This window comes from Streptomyces sp. NPDC059524, from assembly GCF_042749255.1.
Classification (GTDB): Bacteria; Actinomycetota; Actinomycetes; order Streptomycetales; family Streptomycetaceae; genus Streptomyces; species Streptomyces xanthii.
In genome coordinates this window covers 24,752-41,535 of sequence record NZ_JBHYTK010000044.1, presented here as the reverse complement: position 1 = coordinate 41,535, position 16,784 = coordinate 24,752, and the positions used below count along the sequence as shown (strand labels likewise).

The window sequence follows — 16,784 nt, the reverse complement described above, 5'->3', positions numbered from 1 at the left end:
GCGGGGGGGGGCGCGCGCCGCCGCGGCTTCTCACCGGCGCGGTCGGCTGTCACCCTCCCCCCCCCTACTTTCTTGTGGGGGGGGGCCCGCGGGGGGGCCCCCCCCCTCTCACATACTCATGGACCGGTGAACCGGGGAACTAGTGGCGCCAGCCGCCGTTCCCCCCGTTCCCGTTGCCTCCGCTGATCAGGTCCGGCGGGAGCGAGACGCCGGGGAAGGGGTCGTCGCCCCCGCCGCCGTCACCCGGCTTCGCGTCGTCGTGGCCCTTGTCGCGGTCCTTGTCCCGGTCCTTGTGCTTGTCCTTGTCGGGGTCCGGGATGTCGACCTTGTTGAAGGTCGGCGCGGGCTTGCCGGAGAGCGCGCCCGTCATGGCGTCGCGCCAGATCGGACCCGGCACCTCGCCACCGAAGACCTTGGCCTGGTAGACGCCGCCGATCGTGATGTTCACCATCGGGACCGACTGGCTGGCGCTGCCGACCCAGACCGCGCCCGACAGGTTCGGCGTGTAGCCGACGAACCAGGCGTTCTTGCGGCCGTCGGTCGTACCGGTCTTACCGGCGTTGTCCCGGCTCTGGAGGCCGGCCTTCTGACCGGTACCGGAGTCGGTCACCCCGCTCAGCAGGGTGTTGATCTTGTCGGCGGTCTGCTCGGACATGGCCCGCGAGCACTTGGTCTTCGGCACCTTGAGCGCCTTGCCGTTCGGCCCGGTGATCGCGTCGATGGCGACCGGCGTGCAGTACGTGCCGCGGTTGGCGAACGCCGCGTAGGCGGAGGCCATGGTCAGCGGCGACAGACCGGTCGAACCGAGGGTCATCGAGGACGGCACCTCGTCGACCTTCTTGCCGTTGCCCTGGACGACGCCCAGCTTGTCGGTCATCTGGACGACGGGGCACATGCCGGTGTCGGCGAGCATCTGCACGAAGTACGTGTTGATGGACTTCTCCATCGCCTCCTTGAGGCGATAGGGGCCGACCTCCGACTCGTTCTCGTTCTCCACCTGGTAGCCGCCGTCGTTGACCCACGGCTTCCCGCTGCAGGTCTGCACCTGCTTCGGGTACGGCATCTCGTACGGGGCCGGGTACTCCTGCGTCACCGGCGTGCCGCCCTCCAGGGCGGCGGCGGCGAGGAACGGCTTGAACGTCGAACCGGTCGGGAAGCCGTACCCCGAGCCGTTGTAGGCCGCGTTGACCGAGTAGTTGAGGACCGTCTCGTTCTTGTCCTTGTCGGTGCCGTACGGCTTCGACTGGCCCATGCCGACGATCTTGCCGGTGCCGGGCTCGACGAGGGTGACGGCCGTGGCGACCTTGTCCGTCTTGTAGACGTGGTTCTTGACCGAGGTCTGCACGGACTCCTGGGACTGCGGGTCCAGGGTGGTCCTGATGGTCAGGCCGCCGCGCTGCCACAGCTTGCTGCGGTCCTCCTGCGACTTGCCGAAGACGGGGTCGCTGAGGAAGACCTCGCGCACGTAGTCGCAGAAGAAGGAGGCGCCCTTGACCGCGGTGATGCACCCGTTCTGCGGGCGCTTCACCTTGAGGCCGAGCGGGCTGGCCTTGGCCTTGTCGGCGTCGGCCTGCGAGATGTCGTGGACGTCGGCCATGCGCTGCAGCACGACGTTGCGCCGGCGCTTGGCCTCCTCCTCGTCGTTGACCGGGTCGTAGCGGCTGGGGGACTGGACGATGCCGGCGAGCATCGCCGCCTGCTGCACGTTCAGGTCCTTGGCGTGCTTGGAGAAGTAGCGCTGGGCCGCGGCCTCGACGCCGTACGCCTGCTGCCCGAAGTACGTGATGTTCAGGTAGTTGGCGAGGATCTTCTTCTTGCCCAGCTCGTCCTCGACCTGGATCGCGTACTTCAGCTCCTTGACCTTGCGGCCGATGGTCTGCTGCGTCGCCTGCGCCAGCTTGGTCGGGTCGTCGCCCGCCTCTTCCATGAACACGTTCTTCACGTACTGCTGGGTGAGCGTGGACGCGCCCTGCGAGACGCCGCCGTTCTGCGCGTTCGCGTTGATGGCGCGCAGGATGCCCTTGGCGTCGACGGCCCCGTGCTCGTAGAAGCGCGAGTCCTCGATCGCGACGATCGCCTTCTGCATGTACGGCGAGATCTCGTCGAGCGGGACCACCGTGCGGTCACGGGCGTAGACGGTCGCGATCGTGCCGCCCTGGTTGTCCAGGATGGTGGTGCGCTGCATGAGCGGGGGCGTCTTCAGATTGGCCGGGATCTCGTCGAACCCCTCGACCGATCCCTTGGCCGCGAGGCCGAGCGCGCCCGCAGCGGGCAGCGCGATTCCGGCGAGCACGGCTCCGGCGAGCACGCTGACACCGAGGAACTTGGCGGCCTGTTGGGCCGGCGACAGACCGCCGCCGCCACCGGCCGAGCGCTTCTTTCCCATGGGGGGCAGCCTACGTTCTGATTCTCCGGACAGGCGTATATGCCTTGGCCTAAGCTGCACTCAACTGTCACAGCAGTGCGGTCTCGTATCAAGACGTGGGACGACCCCGAATCGTTCCCGGCACTTTTTCCGTGCCTCTTGTAGTCATTTCCGTCCCCGCCCGCGCACGCGGATTCCGGGGTTCCGGGCGTGTCCGAATCCGCCTTATATGTCGCCCGACGCCCGTTCTGGCTCAGATGAACTGCCCCGTTTTGCCGGGGTTATTACGCATGTCCCTCGGTCACTCCGTCGGGTGATCTGCCGCTTACGCATAGTCCGTTCGGACCATTCAAGATTGGGCCCGAAGGGGGTGTTGCGCTGTGCCCACCTTCCGTAACGTCCTCAACTGGCGGCGGTGAATATGCCGCTGCCGCCGTGGGGGAGCCTCGATTCGGGAGAGGACGGCGCCGGTATGGGCTGGGTAGTCGACTGGAGTGCGCAGGCGGCCTGCCGCACTACCGATCCGGATGAACTGTTCGTTCAAGGAGCAGCGCAGAACCGGGCGAAGGCGGTGTGCACGGGATGCCCCGTGCGCACCGAGTGCCTCGCCGACGCGCTGGACAATCGCGTCGAGTTCGGCGTGTGGGGCGGCATGACCGAACGGGAGCGACGCGCGCTGCTGCGCCGGCGTCCGACCGTCACGTCGTGGCGCCGGCTGCTTGAGACGGCACGGACGGAGTACGAGCGCGGTGCGGGGCTGCTGCCCGCCGAGCTCGAGGAGGACGTGGTGGACGGCTCGCACGAGTACTGCGAGGACGACCGGTACGCGGCCGTCGGGTAGAGAGCGCGGCCCGGGTGGCGTGACAGCGCCCGGCGCGCGCCGCGCGGGACCCGTGGGTCCCGTACGGCTCAGGCAGCTCCGGCCGGAGCACCACCGGCCGCGAGCCGGTCACCGATGTCCCGCAGGCCTGACAGGTCGTGGACATCACCGGGAAGCGCCGCGACCTGGGTCACGGCGACCTCGGGGTGCAGCGCGGTGAAGCGGTCACGCGTGCGCTGTTCGCGCGCGACCACCTGCATGCGTTCGGCGTGCAGGCGCAGCAGACCCGCGGTCAGCTGCGCGACGGTGGGAGTCTCGGGTGCGACGGCTGCGTCGGTCTCGACGGCCGCGTCGGTCTCGGCGGCTTCGGGGGTCTCCGCGGTTTCGGGGGACTCGGGAGAGGTACGAAGCTCTTCCTTCCCGGCCGTCTGATCCACAATGCCGGACTCGTCAAGATTTTCTGCGGCGGCGAGCGCGCGCTCGGCCGAGAGGCGGCCGGCGCCGCTGCCGTGCACCCGGTTGAGCACCAGGCCGGCCAGCGGCATGCGCTCGGCGGCCAGGCGCTCCACGAAGTACGCGGCCTCGCGCAGCGCGTCCCGCTCGGGCGCCGCCACCACGAGGAAGGCGGTGCCGGGTGCCTGCAGCAGCTTGTACGTGGCGTCCGCGCGGGTGCGGAAGCCGCCGAAGGTGGTGTCCATCGCGGCCACGAACGTCTGGACGTCGCGCAGGAGTTGACCGCCGAGCAGCTTGCCGAGGGTGCCGGTCATCATCGACATGCCGACGTTCAGGAACTTCATGCCGGCGCGCCCGCCGACCTTCGCGGGGGCCATCAGCAGCCGGATCAGCTTCCCGTCGAGGAAGGAGCCGAGCCGCTTCGGCGCGTCCAGGAAGTCCAGGGCGGAGCGCGACGGCGGGGTGTCGACGACGATCAGGTCCCACTCGTCGCGGGCGCGGAGCTGGCCGAGCTTCTCCATGGCCATGTACTCCTGCGTGCCGGCGAAGCCCGCGGAGAGCGACTGGTAGAAGGGGTTCGACAGGATCGCCCGGGCGCGCTCCTCGTCCGCGTGCGCCTCGACGATCTCGTCGAAGGTGCGCTTCATGTCGAGCATCATCGCGTGCAGTTCGCCGCCCGCCGCGTCGTCGATGCCCTTCACGCGGCGCGGGGTGTTGTCCAGCGAGTCGATGCCCATCGACTGGGCGAGCCGGCGGGCCGGGTCGATGGTCAGCACGACCACCTTGCGGCCCCGCTCGGCGGCGCGCAGACCGAGCGCCGCGGCGGTGGTGGTCTTGCCGACGCCGCCGCTGCCGCAGCACACCACGATGCGGGTGGCCGGGTCGTCGAGCAGCGGGTCGATGTCGAGCGGAGCTCGCGGATCCAGCGTCATCGAAGAGTCCCCTGAATTCCCTGCTGTCGCAGTTCCTCGGCGAGCCGGTACAGGCCCGACAGGTCCAAGCCCTCGGTGAGCAGCGGCAGTTCGTGCCGGGCGAGCCCCGCGTCGGCGAGCAGCTCGCGCTGGGCGCGCTCCAGGGCGTACCGCTCCGCGTACTCGCCCGCCTGGGTGATCAGCGGGCCCGCGAGCCGCTTGGCGCTGCCGACGCCGGCCGCGGCCAGGGCCTCGGCGACCGCCGGACGCACGGACTTCTGGCGGGCCATGGCGAGGGCGTCCTCGCCGAGCAGCGCGGGCCGCACCATGTTCACCATGAACCGCCCGACGGGCAGGTTCGCGGCGCGCAGCTCGGCGACCCCGTCGAGGGTCTCCTGCACCGGCATCTCCTCCAGGAGCGTCACCAAGTGCACGGCCGTCTCCGGGGACTTGAGGACGCGCATGACCGCCTGGGCCTGATTGTGTATGGGGCCGATCCGGGCGAGCCCGGCGACCTCGTCGTTCACGTTCAGGAAGCGGGTGATGCGGCCGGTCGGGGGCGCGTCCATGACCACGTGGTCGTACGCGTAGTTCCCCTTCTTGTCCTTGCGGCGCACCGCCTCGCACGCCTTGCCGGTCAGCAGGACGTCCCGCAGGCCCGGGGCGATCGTCGTCGCGAAGTCGATCGCGCCGAGCTTCTTGAGGGCACGGCCCGCGCCGCCCAGCTTGTAGAACATCTGGAGGTAGTCGAGGAGCGCCAGCTCGGGGTCGATGGCGAGCGCGTACACCTCGCCGCCGCCCGGTGCCACGGCGATCTTCCGCTCCTCGTAGGGAAGCGCTTCGGTCTCGAAGAGCTGTGCGATGCCCTGCCTGCCCTCCACCTCCACCAGAAGTGTGCGCTTCCCCTCGGTCGCGAGGGCGAGCGCGAGTGCGGCGGCGACCGTGGTCTTTCCGGTACCGCCCTTGCCGCTGACGACCTGGAGCCTGCTCACGTATTCGAGCCTAACCAGTACGTGCCCGGATCACGCAGGAGCCTCCGGAACGTGACCCCCTTCTTCGGCGGCTACAGTCGGCCCCATGGCTAAGAAGTGGGAATACGCGACCGTGCCGCTCCTCGTGCACGCGACGAAGCAGATCCTGGACACGTGGGGCGAGGACGGCTGGGAGCTCGTCCAGGTCGTGCCGGGACCGAACAACCCGGAGCAGCTGGTGGCGTACCTGAAGCGGGAGAAGCAGGCATGAGCGCGGTCGAGGCCAGGCTGGCCGAGCTCGGACTGACGCTGCCGCCCGTCGTGCCGCCGGTCGCCGCGTACCAGCCGGCCGTGCAGTCCGGCGTCTACGTGTTCACCGCCGGGCAGCTGCCCATGGTCGACGGCAAGCTGCCGCTGACCGGCAAGGTCGGCGCCGAGGTCACCGCCGAGCAGGCCAAGGACCTGGCCCGCACCTGCGCGCTGAACGGCCTGGCGGCGATCAAGTCCGTCGCCGGTGACCTGGACCGCGTCGCGCGCGTCGTGAAGGTCGTCGGGTTCGTCGCCTCCGCGCAGGACTTCACCGGTCAGCCCGGCGTGATCAACGGCGCGAGCGAGCTGCTCGGCGAGGTCCTCGGCGAGAAGGGCGTGCACGCCCGCAGCGCCGTCGGCGTCGCGGTGCTGCCGCTGGACGCGCCGGTCGAGGTCGAGTTCCAGGTGGAGCTCACCGAGGCGTGACCGTACCGGTGTGACGACGGGCGGATCTTCGGGCGGGCACCAGGTGCCTCTCGAACATCTGCCCGTCAGCGGATAGCCTCCGGCCATGGCAAACGGGCAGTGGTATCCCCCCGAGTGGCCGGAGCGGATCCGCGCCCTCGCCGCCGGCACGATGACCCCGGCGACGCCCCGGCGCGCCGCCACCGTCATGCTGCTGCGCGACGCGCGGGGCGTCGAGGTGCACATGCTGCGCCGGCGCACCTCCATGGCCTTCGCGGCCGGCGCCTACGCGTACCCGGGCGGCGGCGTCGACCCGCGCGACGACGACCGGCAGGTCCGCTGGGCGGGCCCCTCCCGCAAGGAATGGGCGGTGCGCCTCGGGGTACCGGAGCAGGACGCGCAGGCGATCGTGTGCGCGGCCGTGCGGGAGACCTTCGAGGAGGCCGGTGTGCTGCTCGCCGGACCCACCCCGGACAGCGTCGTGGACGACACCACGGGAGCCGACTGGACCGCCGACCGGCAGGCCCTGGTGGACCGTGACCTCTCCTTCGCCGAGTTCCTGCGGCGCCGCGGGCTCGTGCTCCGCTCCGACCTGCTGGGCGCGTGGGCCCGCTGGATCACCCCCGAGTTCGAGCCGCGCCGCTACGACACCTGGTTCTTCGTGGCCGCGCTCCCGGCCGGCCAGCGCACCAGCGACGACTCCTCCGAGGCGGACCGCACCGTGTGGATCCGGCCCGGCGAGGCCGCCGCGGGCTACGACCGGGGCGAGCTGTCGATGATGCCCCCGACGATCGCGACGCTGCGCACGCTCGACGCGTACGGGACCGCCGCCGACGCCCTCGCCGGCTCGGCGGGCCGCGACCTGACGCCCGTCCTCGCGCAGGCGCGGCTGGAGGGCGACGAGCTGGTGCTGTCCTGGCCGGGGCACGACGAGTTCACCAAGCACATCTCCAACGGGGGGAGCTGACCATGTCGGACGCCGCGGCCCTGCCCGGGCAGCCGCGCGGCGGGGTGCTCTCCGGCCCCGCGACCGCCCGCGCGGTCAACGTGCTCGCGCCGAACCCGTCCGCGATGACCCTCGACGGCACCAACACCTGGATCGTCGCCGAGCCGGACAGCGACCTGGCCGTCGTCATCGACCCGGGCCCGCTCGACGAAGCCCACCTCACCCACGTCGTGGACACGGCGGAGAAGCTGGGCAAGCGGATCGCGCTCACCCTGCTCACCCACGGGCACCCCGACCACGCCGAAGGCGCGGGCCGCTTCGCCGAGTTGACCGGCACGAAGGTGCGGGCGCTCGACGCGGCGCTGCGGCTCGGTGACGAGGGCCTGGCCGCCGGTGACGTGGTCACGACCGGCGGCCTGGAGCTGCGGGTCGTCCCGACGCCCGGCCACACCTCCGACTCGCTGAGCTTCCACCTCCCCGCCGACCGGGCCGTGCTGACCGGCGACACGATCCTCGGCCGCGGCACGACGATCGTCGCGCACCCCGACGGCCGCCTCGGCGACTACCTCGACTCGCTGCGCCGGCTGCGCTCCCTGACCGTCGACGACGGCGTGCACACGGTGCTGCCCGGCCACGGCCCGGTCCTGGAGGACGCCCAGGGCGCCGTCGAGTTCTACCTCGCCCACCGCGCCAACCGCCTCGCCCAGGTCGAGACCGCCGTCGAGAACGGCCTGCGGACGGCGCCGGAGGTCGTGGCACACGTCTACGCCGACGTGGACCGCTCCCTGTGGCCCGCCGCCGAACTCTCGGTGCGGGCCCAGCTCGAGTACCTGTCGGAACACGGACTGATCGGCTAGCCGCCCGCCCGCCCGTTTCGCTCTCGCGGGCGTCGGTGGTGCGGCCGGGCGGGGGTCACGTAGCTCGCCCGGCGGTCACTTCCACTGGGCGCCGGTGAGAGCGGACAGGCGGGGCGGGTCGACGATGATGTCGACCTGTACGACCCGCCCGCCGCGCACCGTGAGCGCGAGAACCGCCGTCGGCGTCCCGTTCGGCGCGGCGACGATCCCGACGCCGTCGCCCACGAAGGCGGCGTACGAGGACGGCGCGAGCCGCCCGTACAGCGCGGCCTGACCGGCCACCTCCAGGGCGCCGCGGACCAGCTTGGAGGCCGTGCCGGGGCCCGCGTCGACCCGCAACAGGACGTCCGGGTCGAGGAGTTCGAGCAGCGCCTCGAAGTCGCCCGCGCGGGAGGCCGCCACCCAGGCCGCGACGACCTCGCGCTGCCGGGCCAGATCCGTGTCGGCGGGCGGCACCTGACCCTGCACCCGGCGCCGGGCCCGGCTCGCGAGCTGCCGGGTCGCCGCGGGGGTGCGCTCCACGATCGGCGCGAGATCCTCGAACGGCACGGCGAACATGTCGTGCAGCACGAACGCGAGCCGCTCGGCGGGCGCCAGCGTGTCGAGCACGACGAGGAGCGCGAGCCCGACCGAGTCGGCCGTCTCGGCCTCGTGCACCGGGTCCAGCGGCCGGACCACCGGGTCGGGCACGTGGATCTCGACGGCGCCGCCCTCCTCCAGCGGGTCCTCGCGGCGCGCGGTGCGGGTGCGCAGCATGTCGAGGCAGATCCGCCCGACGACGGTGGTCAGCCAGCCGGCCAGGTTCCGCACCTCACCCGCGCCGTCCCGCTGGAGCCGCGGCCACGCCTCCTGCACCGCGTCCTCCGCCTCGCTGAACGAGCCGAGCATCCGGTACGCCACGGCCCGCAGCCGGGGGCGCTCCGCCTCGAAGCGGGCGGCGAGACCCGCGGGGTCCTGCGGCAGCGGGGTCGAGGTCATGGTGGCGTCTCTCCGTCTCTGCACGTACGCGTCTGTGGGAGGGCCTTGCGGGCCCCTACGAGAACGGGTCCCGCCACGTCGAAGTGGCGGGGCCCCGCCCCGGGGGGGGGGGGGGGGCGCGCCCCCCCCACGCGCCGGCCGCCCCCCCCCGGCCGCGCGGCCCCCCCCCCCGTCCTCGTAGGGCTGTGGGCGTCCGGTGTCAGCGGGAACGCTTGGCGAGGCGCTCCACGTCCAGGAGGATCACCGCGCGGGCCTCCAGGCGGAGCCAGCCGCGGCCGGCGAAGTCCGCCAGCGCCTTGTTGACCGTCTCGCGGGAGGCGCCGACCAGCTGGGCCAGCTCTTCCTGCGTGAGGTCGTGCACGACGTGGATGCCCTCCTCGGACTGCACGCCGAAGCGGCGCGACAGGTCGAGCAGCGCGCGGGCGACACGGCCCGGCACGTCGGAGAAGACCAGGTCGGACATCTGGTCGTTGGTCTTGCGCAGGCGGCGGGCGACGGCACGCAGCAGCGCGGCGGCCACCTCGGGCCGGGCGTTCAGCCAGGGCTGGAGGTCGCCGTGGCCGAGGCCGAGCAGCTTCACCTCGGTCAGCGCGCTGGCGGTCGCGGTGCGCGGGCCCGGGTCGAACAGCGACAGCTCGCCGATCAGCTCGCCGGGGCCGAGCACGGCCAGCATGTTCTCCCGGCCGTCGGGGGAGGTGCGGTGGAGCTTCACCTTGCCCTCGGTGACCACGTACAGGCGGTCCCCGGGGTCTCCCTCGTGGAACAGCGCATCGCCGCGAGCGAGGGTCACCTCACTCATGGAGGCGCGGAGCTCCGCGGCCTGCTCGTCATCGAGCGCCGCGAAGAGCGGGGCGCGCCGCAGAACGTCGTCCACGAGTTTCTCTCCTATGTCGCCTGCACCGTGGGGCACGGTGTTCACCGATCCCCATTTTGCCGGACGGTCCAAACAGTGTGATCAGTCACTCAGACACAAGTTTGCCGCACCCGCGCCGCAACCCGAGGGGGAGGGGGCCAATCGGGGGCCGATCCGACGGCTCCCCGACGGATGTCGGTGGCTGCCTTTAGGCTGGCCGGGTGTCCAAAACGCCGGTGAGACCGCAGGTCCGGAGGGTCGGCACGGTGTCCGGCCATCTCGATTCCGCTGTGGGCGAACAGGCGTCGGACCACCCTTCTGTCCCCCCAGGGAAGGCCCTCCAGCCGATGCCAGCGAAGCCCGCCGAGCCAGGCAAGCCAGCCAAGCCCGCGAAGAAGAAGGCCGCCGCGAAGCCGGAGAGCCGGGTCGCGCTCGTGCGGCGGGCGCGCAGGATCGACCGCGAGCTCGCGGAGACGTACCCGTACGCCCACCCCGAGCTGGACTTCGAGAACCCGTTCCAGCTGGTCGTGGCCACGGTGCTGTCCGCCCAGACCACGGACCTGAGGGTCAACCAGACGACGCCCGCGCTGTTCGCCGCCTACCCGACGCCCGAGGACCTCGCGGCGGCGGACCCGGAGAAGGTCGAGGAGCTGATCCGGCCGACCGGGTTCTTCCGCGCGAAGACGAAGTCGATCATGGGTCTGGCGAAGGTCCTGACCGAGGAGTTCGGCGGTGAGGTGCCGGGCCGCCTGGAGGACCTGGTCAAGCTGCCGGGCGTCGGCCGCAAGACGGCGTTCGTGGTGCTCGGCAACGCGTTCGGACGCCCCGGGATCACCGTCGACACCCACTTCGGCCGTCTCGTGCGGCGCTGGAAGTGGACGGAGGAGACGGACCCGGACAAGGTCGAGCAGGCCGTCGGGGCGCTGTTCCCGAAGAGCCAGTGGACGATGCTCAGCCACCACGTGATCTTCCACGGCCGCCGCATCTGCCACGCCCGCAAGCCGGCCTGCGGAGCCTGCCCGATCGCGCATCTCTGCCCGGCCTACGGGGAAGGCGAGACGGACCCGGAGAAGGCGAAGAAGCTGCTGAAGTACGAGAAGGGGGGCCTGCCGGGACAGCGCCTCAAGCCCCCGCAGTCCTACCTGGACGCGGGCGGTCTGCCGGCCCCGCCGCTGGGAGGTTCCTGAGCCCCGTGGGAATCCCACGAACGGGTGAGCGGGGAACGAAGCGAGGGCGGTCGGGCGTTGGGCCCATCACGAGAGTCACGGGGGCGGCGATGAAGAACGTGAGCGAGATCAGCGGTATCGACGGAGATCAGACGCAGGCGGGTGCGGCCCCGGGGGGATCCGGCGCCGGGCCCGACGTCACGCTGCGCACGGCCGGGCTGCCCGCCTGGCTGGACCCGGTCGCCGAGGCCGCCGCGACGGTGCGCGGGGAGCAGCTCAGCCGCTTCCTGCCGCCCGAGGACGGTGCGGGGCGCCAGTCCGCGGTGCTGATCCTGTTCGGCGAGGGCGAGCGGGGCCCCGAGCTGCTGCTGATGGAGCGCGCGGGGTCGCTGAGGTCGCACGCGGGCCAGCCGTCGTTCCCCGGCGGCGCCCTGGACCCGGAGGACGGGGACCCGCGGGCCGAGGGGCCGCTGCGGGCCGCGCTGCGGGAGGCCTGGGAGGAGACGGGGCTGGACCCGAGCGGGGTCCAGCTCTTCGGCGTGCTCCCGAAGCTGTACATCCCGGTGAGCGGGTTCGTGGTGACGCCGGTGCTCGGCTGGTGGCGGACGCCGTCGCCGGTCGCGGCCGTCGACCCCGCCGAGACGGCCCGGGTCTTCACGGTCCCGGTGTCCGATCTCACGGACCCGGCGAACAGGGCGACGGCCAGGCATCCGAGCGGGCACCACGGCCCCGCTTTTCTCGTCGAATCGGCTCTGGTCTGGGGTTTTACGGCCGGCGTCATCGACAGACTGCTGCACTTCGCGGGCTGGGAGCGCCCCTGGGACCGCGAGAAGTCGGTCCCGCTCGACTGGCGCTCGTGACAGGGTGGCCCACGTGAATGTGCTGGACATCCTGTTGCTCGCCGCCGCCGCGTGGTTCGCGATCGTCGGTTACCGCCAGGGGTTCGTCGTCGGCATCCTGTCGGTGATCGGATTCCTGGGCGGTGGCCTCGTCGCGGTCTACACGCTCCCTGTGATCTGGTCGGCGGCCACCGACGACGCGGAGGTCACGACGGCGGCCGCGGTCGTCGCCGTGATCGTGGTGATCGTCTTCGCGTCGATCGGCCAGGCCTTCACCACGCATCTGGGCAACAAGCTGCGCCGGTACATCACCTGGTCCCCGGCCCGAGCGCTCGACGCGACGGGCGGCGCGCTGGTCAACGTGGGCGCGATGCTCCTGGTGGCCTGGCTGATAGGTTCCGCGCTCGCGGGGACGACGCTGCCCACCCTCGGCAAGGAGGTCCGCAGCTCCAAGGTGCTGCTCGGGGTCTCCCAGGCGCTGCCCTCCCAGGCGGACACCTGGTTCGCCGATTTCTCCTCCACACTTGCGCAGAACGGTTTCCCCCAGGTCTTCAGCCCGTTCGCGAACGAGCCGATCGCCGAGGTCAGCCCGCCGGACCCGGCGCTCGCCAAGAGCCCCGTCGCGACCTCCGCGAAGCGATCCATCGTCAAGGTCGTGGGCCAGGCGCCCAGTTGCGGCAAGGTCCTGGAAGGCACCGGCTTCGTCTTCGCCGACCGCCGCGTGATGACGAACGCGCACGTGGTCGGCGGCGTCGACGAGCCCACGGTGCAGATAGGCGGCGAGGGCGTCCGTTACGACGCGAAGGTCGTCCTCTACGACTGGGAGCGCGACATCGCGGTCCTGGACGTGCCGGACCTGAAGGCGCCCCCGCTCCGGTTCACGTCGACGGACGCGGAGCGCGGCGGCGGCGCGATCGTCGCCGGCTTCCCGGAGAACGGCGCGTACGACGTGCGCCCCGCGCGCCTGCGCGGCCGCATCACGGCCGACGGCCCGGACATCTACCACCGGGGCACGGTGCGGCGCGACGTGTACTCGCTGTACGCGACGGTCCGTCAGGGCAACTCGGGCGGCCCGCTGCTGACGCCCGAGGGCCAGGTCTACGGCGTGGTCTTCGCCAAGTCCCTGGACAACGCGGACACGGGGTACGCCCTGACCGGCGACGAGATCCGCGGCGACATCGAGCAGGGCCGCACCGCGGTCCAGGAGGTCGACACGGACGCCTGCGCCCTGTGAGGTGAAGGTGGTGCTGCGGTGCGGCCGAGGTCAGTCGCGGGCGCTGTGCCGCAGCCGGGCGGACATCCACCGGGCCCTGCGGCGCAGGATGCGCGAAATGCCCAGCCGGGGGTCGTGCGCCGCGTGGTCCTGCGGCGCCCCCCTCTGGGGAGAGCCCAGCGTCATCGCCGGGCGGCGGGTGCGTGCTGCGTCACTGTAGTCGTGCGTCCAGCCCATACACCGACGTGTGCCCGGGCCTCATGGTCGGTAACCGCCCGCGCGGCGCCCAATTGGCTTATGCGCCGGGCATTTGGCTGTTCGTAGGACAGCAGTTCCCACCCGTCCGCCCACCCGCCCGCACCGCGACCGTTTCACCGGTCCGGTTCGGGGTCCTTCAGCCAGTTGACCAGTTCGTTCGAGAAGGCCAGGGGGTCCTCTTCGTGAGGACTGTGTCTCCCGGGGGCCGACCCCCGGACCCCCGGCCGGGTGGGGGCCTGTCGCCGCGTGCGGAGGTCTGCCAGCGGGGAGGGTTGCCGTCCGGAGGCCGGTGCGCAGCCCGCGCGGCGACCGTTTCAGCGGTCCGGTTCGGGGTCCTTCAGCCAGTTGACCAGTTCGTTCGAGAAGGCCAGGGGGTCCTCTTCGTGAGGGAAGTGGCCGAGGCCGTCGAAGAGGCGCCAGCGATAGGGGGCCTCGACGTACTCGCCGGAGCCCGCCGCGCTGCGGGTGCGCATCACCGGGTCGAGCGAGCCGTGCAGGTGCAGCGTGGGGACGCGGACCGGGCGCTTCATGCGGCGGTAGAACTGGATGCCGTCCGGGCGGGCCAGCGAGCGGACCAGCCAGCGGTACGGCTCGACGGAGCAGTGCGCCGTCGACGGGATGCGCATGGCCTGCCGATAGGCCTCGACGGCCTGGTCCTCCGGCTGGTTCGGCCCCGACCATTCGCGCATCAGGCGGCCCACCAACGCCCCGTCGTCCGCGACCAGCTGACGCTCCGGGATCCAGGGCCGCTGGAACCCCCACACATAGGAGCCGGCCGAGGTCTGCTTGGGGTCGGAGAGCATCGCCGAGCGCCAGCGCCGCGGGTGCGGCATCGACGACACCACGAGCCGGCGCACCAGCTTGGGGCGCATCACGGCCGCGGTCCAGGCGAGATAGCCGCCGAGGTCGTGACCGACGAGCGCCGCGTCCGGCTCGCCGAGGGAACGGACGACGCCGGTGATGTCGAGCGCCAGGTTCGCCGGGTCGTAGCCGCGCGGCGTGCGGTCGCTGCCGCCGACGCCCCGCAGGTCCATCGCCACGGCCCGGAACCCGGCGTCGGCGAGCGCCACGAGCTGGTGCCGCCACGTCCACCAGAACTGCGGGAACCCGTGCAGCAGCAGCACGAGGGGCCCGTCACCCAGCTCGGCGATGTGGAAGCGCGCGCCGTTCGCCGCGACGTCCCGGTGGAGCACGTCCGGCGCCCCGGGCACGTCGAGTCGTACGACCGAGGAGGGCGGCTGGGCCGATGGGGTGGCGGGGTCCGTCATGAGGACGAGCGTGCCACAGCCTCGATGGCCTCGGGGACACGGTCGCCCGGCGTCACCTGACGGGGGTGCGGCTTGGCGTTCTGCAGTACGCCCGCCGTCTCCTTGACCGAGGCGGCCACCTTCTGCGGGCCCTTGCTCTGCTTGGCCTTCTTGGCGATCTTGGCGCCGATGAGGCCGAGCAGTCCGGCCAGCACGAGGCTGCCGGCGAAGGACAGCAGGAAGCACCAGGCCAGGTTCCAGCCGCCCTCCCCGTTGTGCCCGCCGGTCCAGGCGTTGATCCCGTAGGCCAGCGCGAAGCTCAGCATGGGCAGCGAGAAGAGGAGCATGGTCAGGGCGACGATGAAGAGCGCCGCGCTGGTGACCCCACGCTTCACGTCCTGCTTCAGCTGCACCTTCGCGAGGGCGATCTCGTCGTGCACCAGTGCGGACATCTCGGTCGTCGCCGAGGCGAACAGCTGGCCGATGCTGCGTTCGGCGCCGACCGGGCTGCCGTCGGGTGCGCTCATCGCGTACTCCCTGTTCATCTGTAAGCGGTCTGTAGGCGGTCTTCCGCCGGGGCCACGGGCGGTCCCGTACGGGCGTCCCGCCTCAGATCATGCCGGACGCCCGTCGTCATCGCCTGCCCCGCCCGCCACTTCGGCACGCCTGCGGTGTTCCGCGGCCTTCTTCTCGTAGATCTCCGCCATCCGCCGGTGGTACTCCGGGTCGTCCTGCTCGTAGATGTCGGGGATGCCGCTCGCGTCCTCGTCGCGCTCCTCGTCCTCCCACAGGGCGCGGTACTTGGCGTTGCGGACCTTCAGCAGGACACCGGCGAGGACGGCGGCGATCAGCGAGCCCGTCAGGACGGCCGCCTTCACCGCGTCGGTGAGCGCGGTGTCGCCGGCGAAGGCCAGTTCGTCGATGAGCAGCGAGACGGTGAAGCCGATGCCGGCGAGGGTGGCGACCGCGAAGACGTCGGGCCAGGCCAGCTCGTCGGAGAGGGACGCCTTGGTGAAGCGGGCCGTCAGCCAGGTGCCGCCGAAGATGCCGACGGCCTTGCCAACGACGAGGCCGAGCACGACACCGAGCGTCTCCGGCTGGGTGAAGACCTGCCCGAGAGCACCGCCCGAGACGACGACCCCCGCGCTGAACAGCGCGAACAGCGGCACCGCGAGCCCGGCCGACAGCGGCCGCACCAGGTGCTCGATGTGCTCGCCGGGCGACTGCTCCTCGCCCTCGTGGCGGTGGCAGCGCAGCATCAGGCCCATGGCGACACCGGCGATCGTGGCGTGGATGCCGCTGTTGTACATGAGCGCCCAGATGACGAGCGCGAGCGGTACGTACACGTACCAGCCGCGCACGCCCTTCCTGAGCAGGAACCAGAAGACGATCAGGCCGAGGACGGCGCCGCCGAGCGCGGCGAAGTTCAGCTCGCTGGTGAAGAAGATCGCGATGATCAGGATCGCGAAGAGGTCGTCGACGACGGCGAGCGTGAGCAGGAAGGCGCGCAGGGCGCTGGGCAGCGAGGTGCCGATGACGGCGAGCACGGCGAGGGCGAACGCGATGTCGGTGGCGGTCGGCACGGCCCAGCCGTCGAGCGAGCCGCCGCCCGCCGTGTTGACCAGCGCGTAGACGAGCGCGGGCACGGCCATGCCGCACAGCGCGGCGACGACCGGCAGCGCGGCGGCCTTGGGGTCGCGCAGGTCACCGGCGACGAGTTCGCGCTTGAGCTCGATGCCGGCGACGAAGAAGAAGACGGCGAGGAGGCCGTCGGCCGCCCAGTGTGCCACCGACAGGTCGAGCCCGATGGCGCTCGGGCCGAGGTGGAAGTGGCTGACCGTCTCGTAGCTGTCGCTCAGGGCCGGGACGTTCGCCCAGACGAGTGCGGCGATCGCCGCGATCAGGAGGAGGACACCGCCGACGGTCTCGGTGCGCAGGGCGTCGGCGACGAAGGTGCGCTCGGGCAGGGAGAGCCGGCCCAGGACCTTGCGGGGGCTGTTCGACGGGTCGTCCGTCGGCTTCTTCGTCGGCGCGCTCACGGGTGGGGACCTCCGGTCAGGTACGGCTGTGGACACCGCCGACCAGACTTCCCGGCACACCCTGTGGACATCATGACGCGTTCTTGACGCGCCCTTCACCCTACCGGGTGTATGCGAGGCGTGCCTGGTGGTCGTCACGATACGCACGAAACGG

Annotated in this window: 17 protein-coding genes; 8 read left to right on the top strand and 9 right to left on the bottom strand. The window is 71.7% G+C overall.

Translation table 11 applies throughout. From position 1 onward, the window contains the following. Nucleotides 1-139: 139 nt before the first annotated feature. Nucleotides 140-2,386 carry a transglycosylase domain-containing protein gene (locus ACFW9D_RS15305; protein ID WP_384622082.1) on the bottom strand — a complete coding sequence of 749 codons (2,247 nt, stop codon included), beginning with the start codon at nucleotides 2,384-2,386 and terminating at the stop codon, nucleotides 140-142. A gap of 451 nt (nucleotides 2,387-2,837) precedes the next feature. Here ACFW9D_RS15305 and ACFW9D_RS15300 point away from each other — a divergent pair, with 451 nt between their 5' ends. After that, nucleotides 2,838-3,206: a WhiB family transcriptional regulator gene (locus ACFW9D_RS15300; RefSeq protein ID WP_384622079.1), complete on the top strand. Its 369-nt coding sequence runs from the start codon at nucleotides 2,838-2,840 to the stop codon at nucleotides 3,204-3,206. A 68-nt stretch (nucleotides 3,207-3,274) separates the two neighbouring features. On the opposite strand, the gene ACFW9D_RS15295 is transcribed toward ACFW9D_RS15300, so the two are convergent. Further along, nucleotides 3,275-4,570, bottom strand: a complete 1,296-nt coding sequence (locus ACFW9D_RS15295) for an ArsA family ATPase (RefSeq protein WP_188338205.1) — start codon at nucleotides 4,568-4,570, stop codon at nucleotides 3,275-3,277. Then, nucleotides 4,567-5,541 carry an ArsA family ATPase gene (locus ACFW9D_RS15290; protein WP_384622075.1) on the bottom strand — a complete coding sequence of 325 codons (975 nt, stop codon included), beginning with the start codon at nucleotides 5,539-5,541 and terminating at the stop codon, nucleotides 4,567-4,569. The genes ACFW9D_RS15295 and ACFW9D_RS15290 overlap by 4 nt, the downstream gene beginning before the upstream one ends. Before the next feature lie 85 nt (nucleotides 5,542-5,626). Between ACFW9D_RS15290 and ACFW9D_RS15285 the strand changes: the two genes are divergently transcribed. The 4 genes from ACFW9D_RS15285 to ACFW9D_RS15270 all read left to right on the top strand — a co-directional run bounded on the left by ACFW9D_RS15285 (nucleotide 5,627) and on the right by ACFW9D_RS15270 (nucleotide 8,037). After that, nucleotides 5,627-5,791, top strand: coding sequence for a DUF4177 domain-containing protein (locus ACFW9D_RS15285; protein WP_073494871.1), 165 nt, complete (start codon nucleotides 5,627-5,629; stop codon nucleotides 5,789-5,791). After that, nucleotides 5,788-6,255 (top strand): RidA family protein, encoded by a 468-nt coding sequence (locus ACFW9D_RS15280; RefSeq protein WP_384622072.1) that lies wholly within the window; start codon nucleotides 5,788-5,790, stop codon nucleotides 6,253-6,255. Before ACFW9D_RS15285 ends, ACFW9D_RS15280 begins: the two co-directional genes overlap by 4 nt. 85 nt (nucleotides 6,256-6,340) lie before the next feature. After that, nucleotides 6,341-7,201 (top strand): NUDIX hydrolase, encoded by an 861-nt coding sequence (locus tag ACFW9D_RS15275; RefSeq protein WP_384622069.1) that lies wholly within the window; start codon nucleotides 6,341-6,343, stop codon nucleotides 7,199-7,201. Between the two features lie 2 nt (nucleotides 7,202-7,203). Further along, nucleotides 7,204-8,037: an MBL fold metallo-hydrolase gene (locus ACFW9D_RS15270; RefSeq protein ID WP_384622066.1), complete on the top strand. Its 834-nt coding sequence runs from the start codon at nucleotides 7,204-7,206 to the stop codon at nucleotides 8,035-8,037. 75 nt (nucleotides 8,038-8,112) lie between these two features. On the opposite strand, the gene ACFW9D_RS15265 is transcribed toward ACFW9D_RS15270, so the two are convergent. Next, the gene (locus ACFW9D_RS15265) at nucleotides 8,113-9,015 is read right to left on the bottom strand and encodes a sigma-70 family RNA polymerase sigma factor (protein ID WP_384622063.1); all 903 of its coding nucleotides are present in this window, start codon (nucleotides 9,013-9,015) and stop codon (nucleotides 8,113-8,115) included. A gap of 199 nt (nucleotides 9,016-9,214) precedes the next feature. Next, entirely contained in the window at nucleotides 9,215-9,889 is a 675-nt protein-coding gene (locus ACFW9D_RS15260; RefSeq protein ID WP_016642758.1) for a Crp/Fnr family transcriptional regulator, read from the bottom strand. Between the two features lie 326 nt (nucleotides 9,890-10,215). Here ACFW9D_RS15260 and nth point away from each other — a divergent pair, with 326 nt between their 5' ends. From nth to ACFW9D_RS15245, 3 genes are all read left to right on the top strand, one after another. Continuing rightward, a complete protein-coding gene (gene nth / locus ACFW9D_RS15255) occupies nucleotides 10,216-11,055 on the top strand; it encodes an endonuclease III (protein ID WP_223206078.1) in 840 nt (279 codons plus the stop codon). Nucleotides 11,056-11,144: 89 nt separating this feature from the next. After that, nucleotides 11,145-11,894, top strand: coding sequence for a CoA pyrophosphatase (locus ACFW9D_RS15250; RefSeq protein ID WP_188338212.1), 750 nt, complete (start codon nucleotides 11,145-11,147; stop codon nucleotides 11,892-11,894). A 13-nt stretch (nucleotides 11,895-11,907) separates the two neighbouring features. Next, nucleotides 11,908-13,107 (top strand): MarP family serine protease, encoded by a 1,200-nt coding sequence (locus tag ACFW9D_RS15245; protein WP_188338213.1) that lies wholly within the window; start codon nucleotides 11,908-11,910, stop codon nucleotides 13,105-13,107. A gap of 30 nt (nucleotides 13,108-13,137) precedes the next feature. Here the strand turns inward: ACFW9D_RS15245 and ACFW9D_RS15240 are convergent, their stop codons facing one another. The 4 genes from ACFW9D_RS15240 to nhaA form a co-directional block, all read right to left on the bottom strand. Beyond that, nucleotides 13,138-13,323 carry a hypothetical protein gene (locus tag ACFW9D_RS15240; RefSeq protein ID WP_223206079.1) on the bottom strand — a complete coding sequence of 62 codons (186 nt, stop codon included), beginning with the start codon at nucleotides 13,321-13,323 and terminating at the stop codon, nucleotides 13,138-13,140. A 335-nt stretch (nucleotides 13,324-13,658) separates the two neighbouring features. Continuing rightward, nucleotides 13,659-14,612 (bottom strand): alpha/beta fold hydrolase, encoded by a 954-nt coding sequence (locus ACFW9D_RS15235; protein WP_384622057.1) that lies wholly within the window; start codon nucleotides 14,610-14,612, stop codon nucleotides 13,659-13,661. Further along, on the bottom strand, nucleotides 14,609-15,118 hold the full coding sequence (locus tag ACFW9D_RS15230; protein ID WP_188338215.1) for a phage holin family protein: 510 nt from the start codon (nucleotides 15,116-15,118) through the stop codon (nucleotides 14,609-14,611). The genes ACFW9D_RS15235 and ACFW9D_RS15230 overlap by 4 nt, the downstream gene beginning before the upstream one ends. 87 nt (nucleotides 15,119-15,205) lie before the next feature. Next, nucleotides 15,206-16,630 carry a Na+/H+ antiporter NhaA gene (gene nhaA / locus ACFW9D_RS15225; protein WP_384622054.1) on the bottom strand — a complete coding sequence of 475 codons (1,425 nt, stop codon included), beginning with the start codon at nucleotides 16,628-16,630 and terminating at the stop codon, nucleotides 15,206-15,208. Nucleotides 16,631-16,784 lie beyond the last annotated feature (154 nt).

Excerpts from the sequence above, each read along its gene's own strand:
- ACFW9D_RS15305 (WP_384622082.1), bottom strand. The coding sequence starts at position 2,386 with ATGGGAAAGAAGCGCTCGGCCGGTGGCGGCGGCGGTCTGTCGCCGGCC.
- ACFW9D_RS15300 (WP_384622079.1), top strand. The coding sequence starts at position 2,838 with ATGGGCTGGGTAGTCGACTGGAGTGCGCAGGCGGCCTGCCGCACTACC.
- ACFW9D_RS15295 (WP_188338205.1), bottom strand. The coding sequence starts at position 4,570 with ATGACGCTGGATCCGCGAGCTCCGCTCGACATCGACCCGCTGCTCGAC.
- ACFW9D_RS15285 (WP_073494871.1), top strand. The coding sequence starts at position 5,627 with ATGGCTAAGAAGTGGGAATACGCGACCGTGCCGCTCCTCGTGCACGCG.
- ACFW9D_RS15280 (WP_384622072.1), top strand. The coding sequence starts at position 5,788 with ATGAGCGCGGTCGAGGCCAGGCTGGCCGAGCTCGGACTGACGCTGCCG.
- ACFW9D_RS15275 (WP_384622069.1), top strand. The coding sequence starts at position 6,341 with ATGGCAAACGGGCAGTGGTATCCCCCCGAGTGGCCGGAGCGGATCCGC.
- ACFW9D_RS15270 (WP_384622066.1), top strand. The coding sequence starts at position 7,204 with ATGTCGGACGCCGCGGCCCTGCCCGGGCAGCCGCGCGGCGGGGTGCTC.
- ACFW9D_RS15265 (WP_384622063.1), bottom strand. The coding sequence starts at position 9,015 with ATGACCTCGACCCCGCTGCCGCAGGACCCCGCGGGTCTCGCCGCCCGC.
- nth (WP_223206078.1), top strand. The coding sequence starts at position 10,216 with ATGCCAGCGAAGCCCGCCGAGCCAGGCAAGCCAGCCAAGCCCGCGAAG.
- ACFW9D_RS15250 (WP_188338212.1), top strand. The coding sequence starts at position 11,145 with ATGAAGAACGTGAGCGAGATCAGCGGTATCGACGGAGATCAGACGCAG.
- ACFW9D_RS15240 (WP_223206079.1), bottom strand. The coding sequence starts at position 13,323 with ATGGGCTGGACGCACGACTACAGTGACGCAGCACGCACCCGCCGCCCG.
- ACFW9D_RS15235 (WP_384622057.1), bottom strand. The coding sequence starts at position 14,612 with ATGACGGACCCCGCCACCCCATCGGCCCAGCCGCCCTCCTCGGTCGTA.
- ACFW9D_RS15230 (WP_188338215.1), bottom strand. The coding sequence starts at position 15,118 with ATGAGCGCACCCGACGGCAGCCCGGTCGGCGCCGAACGCAGCATCGGC.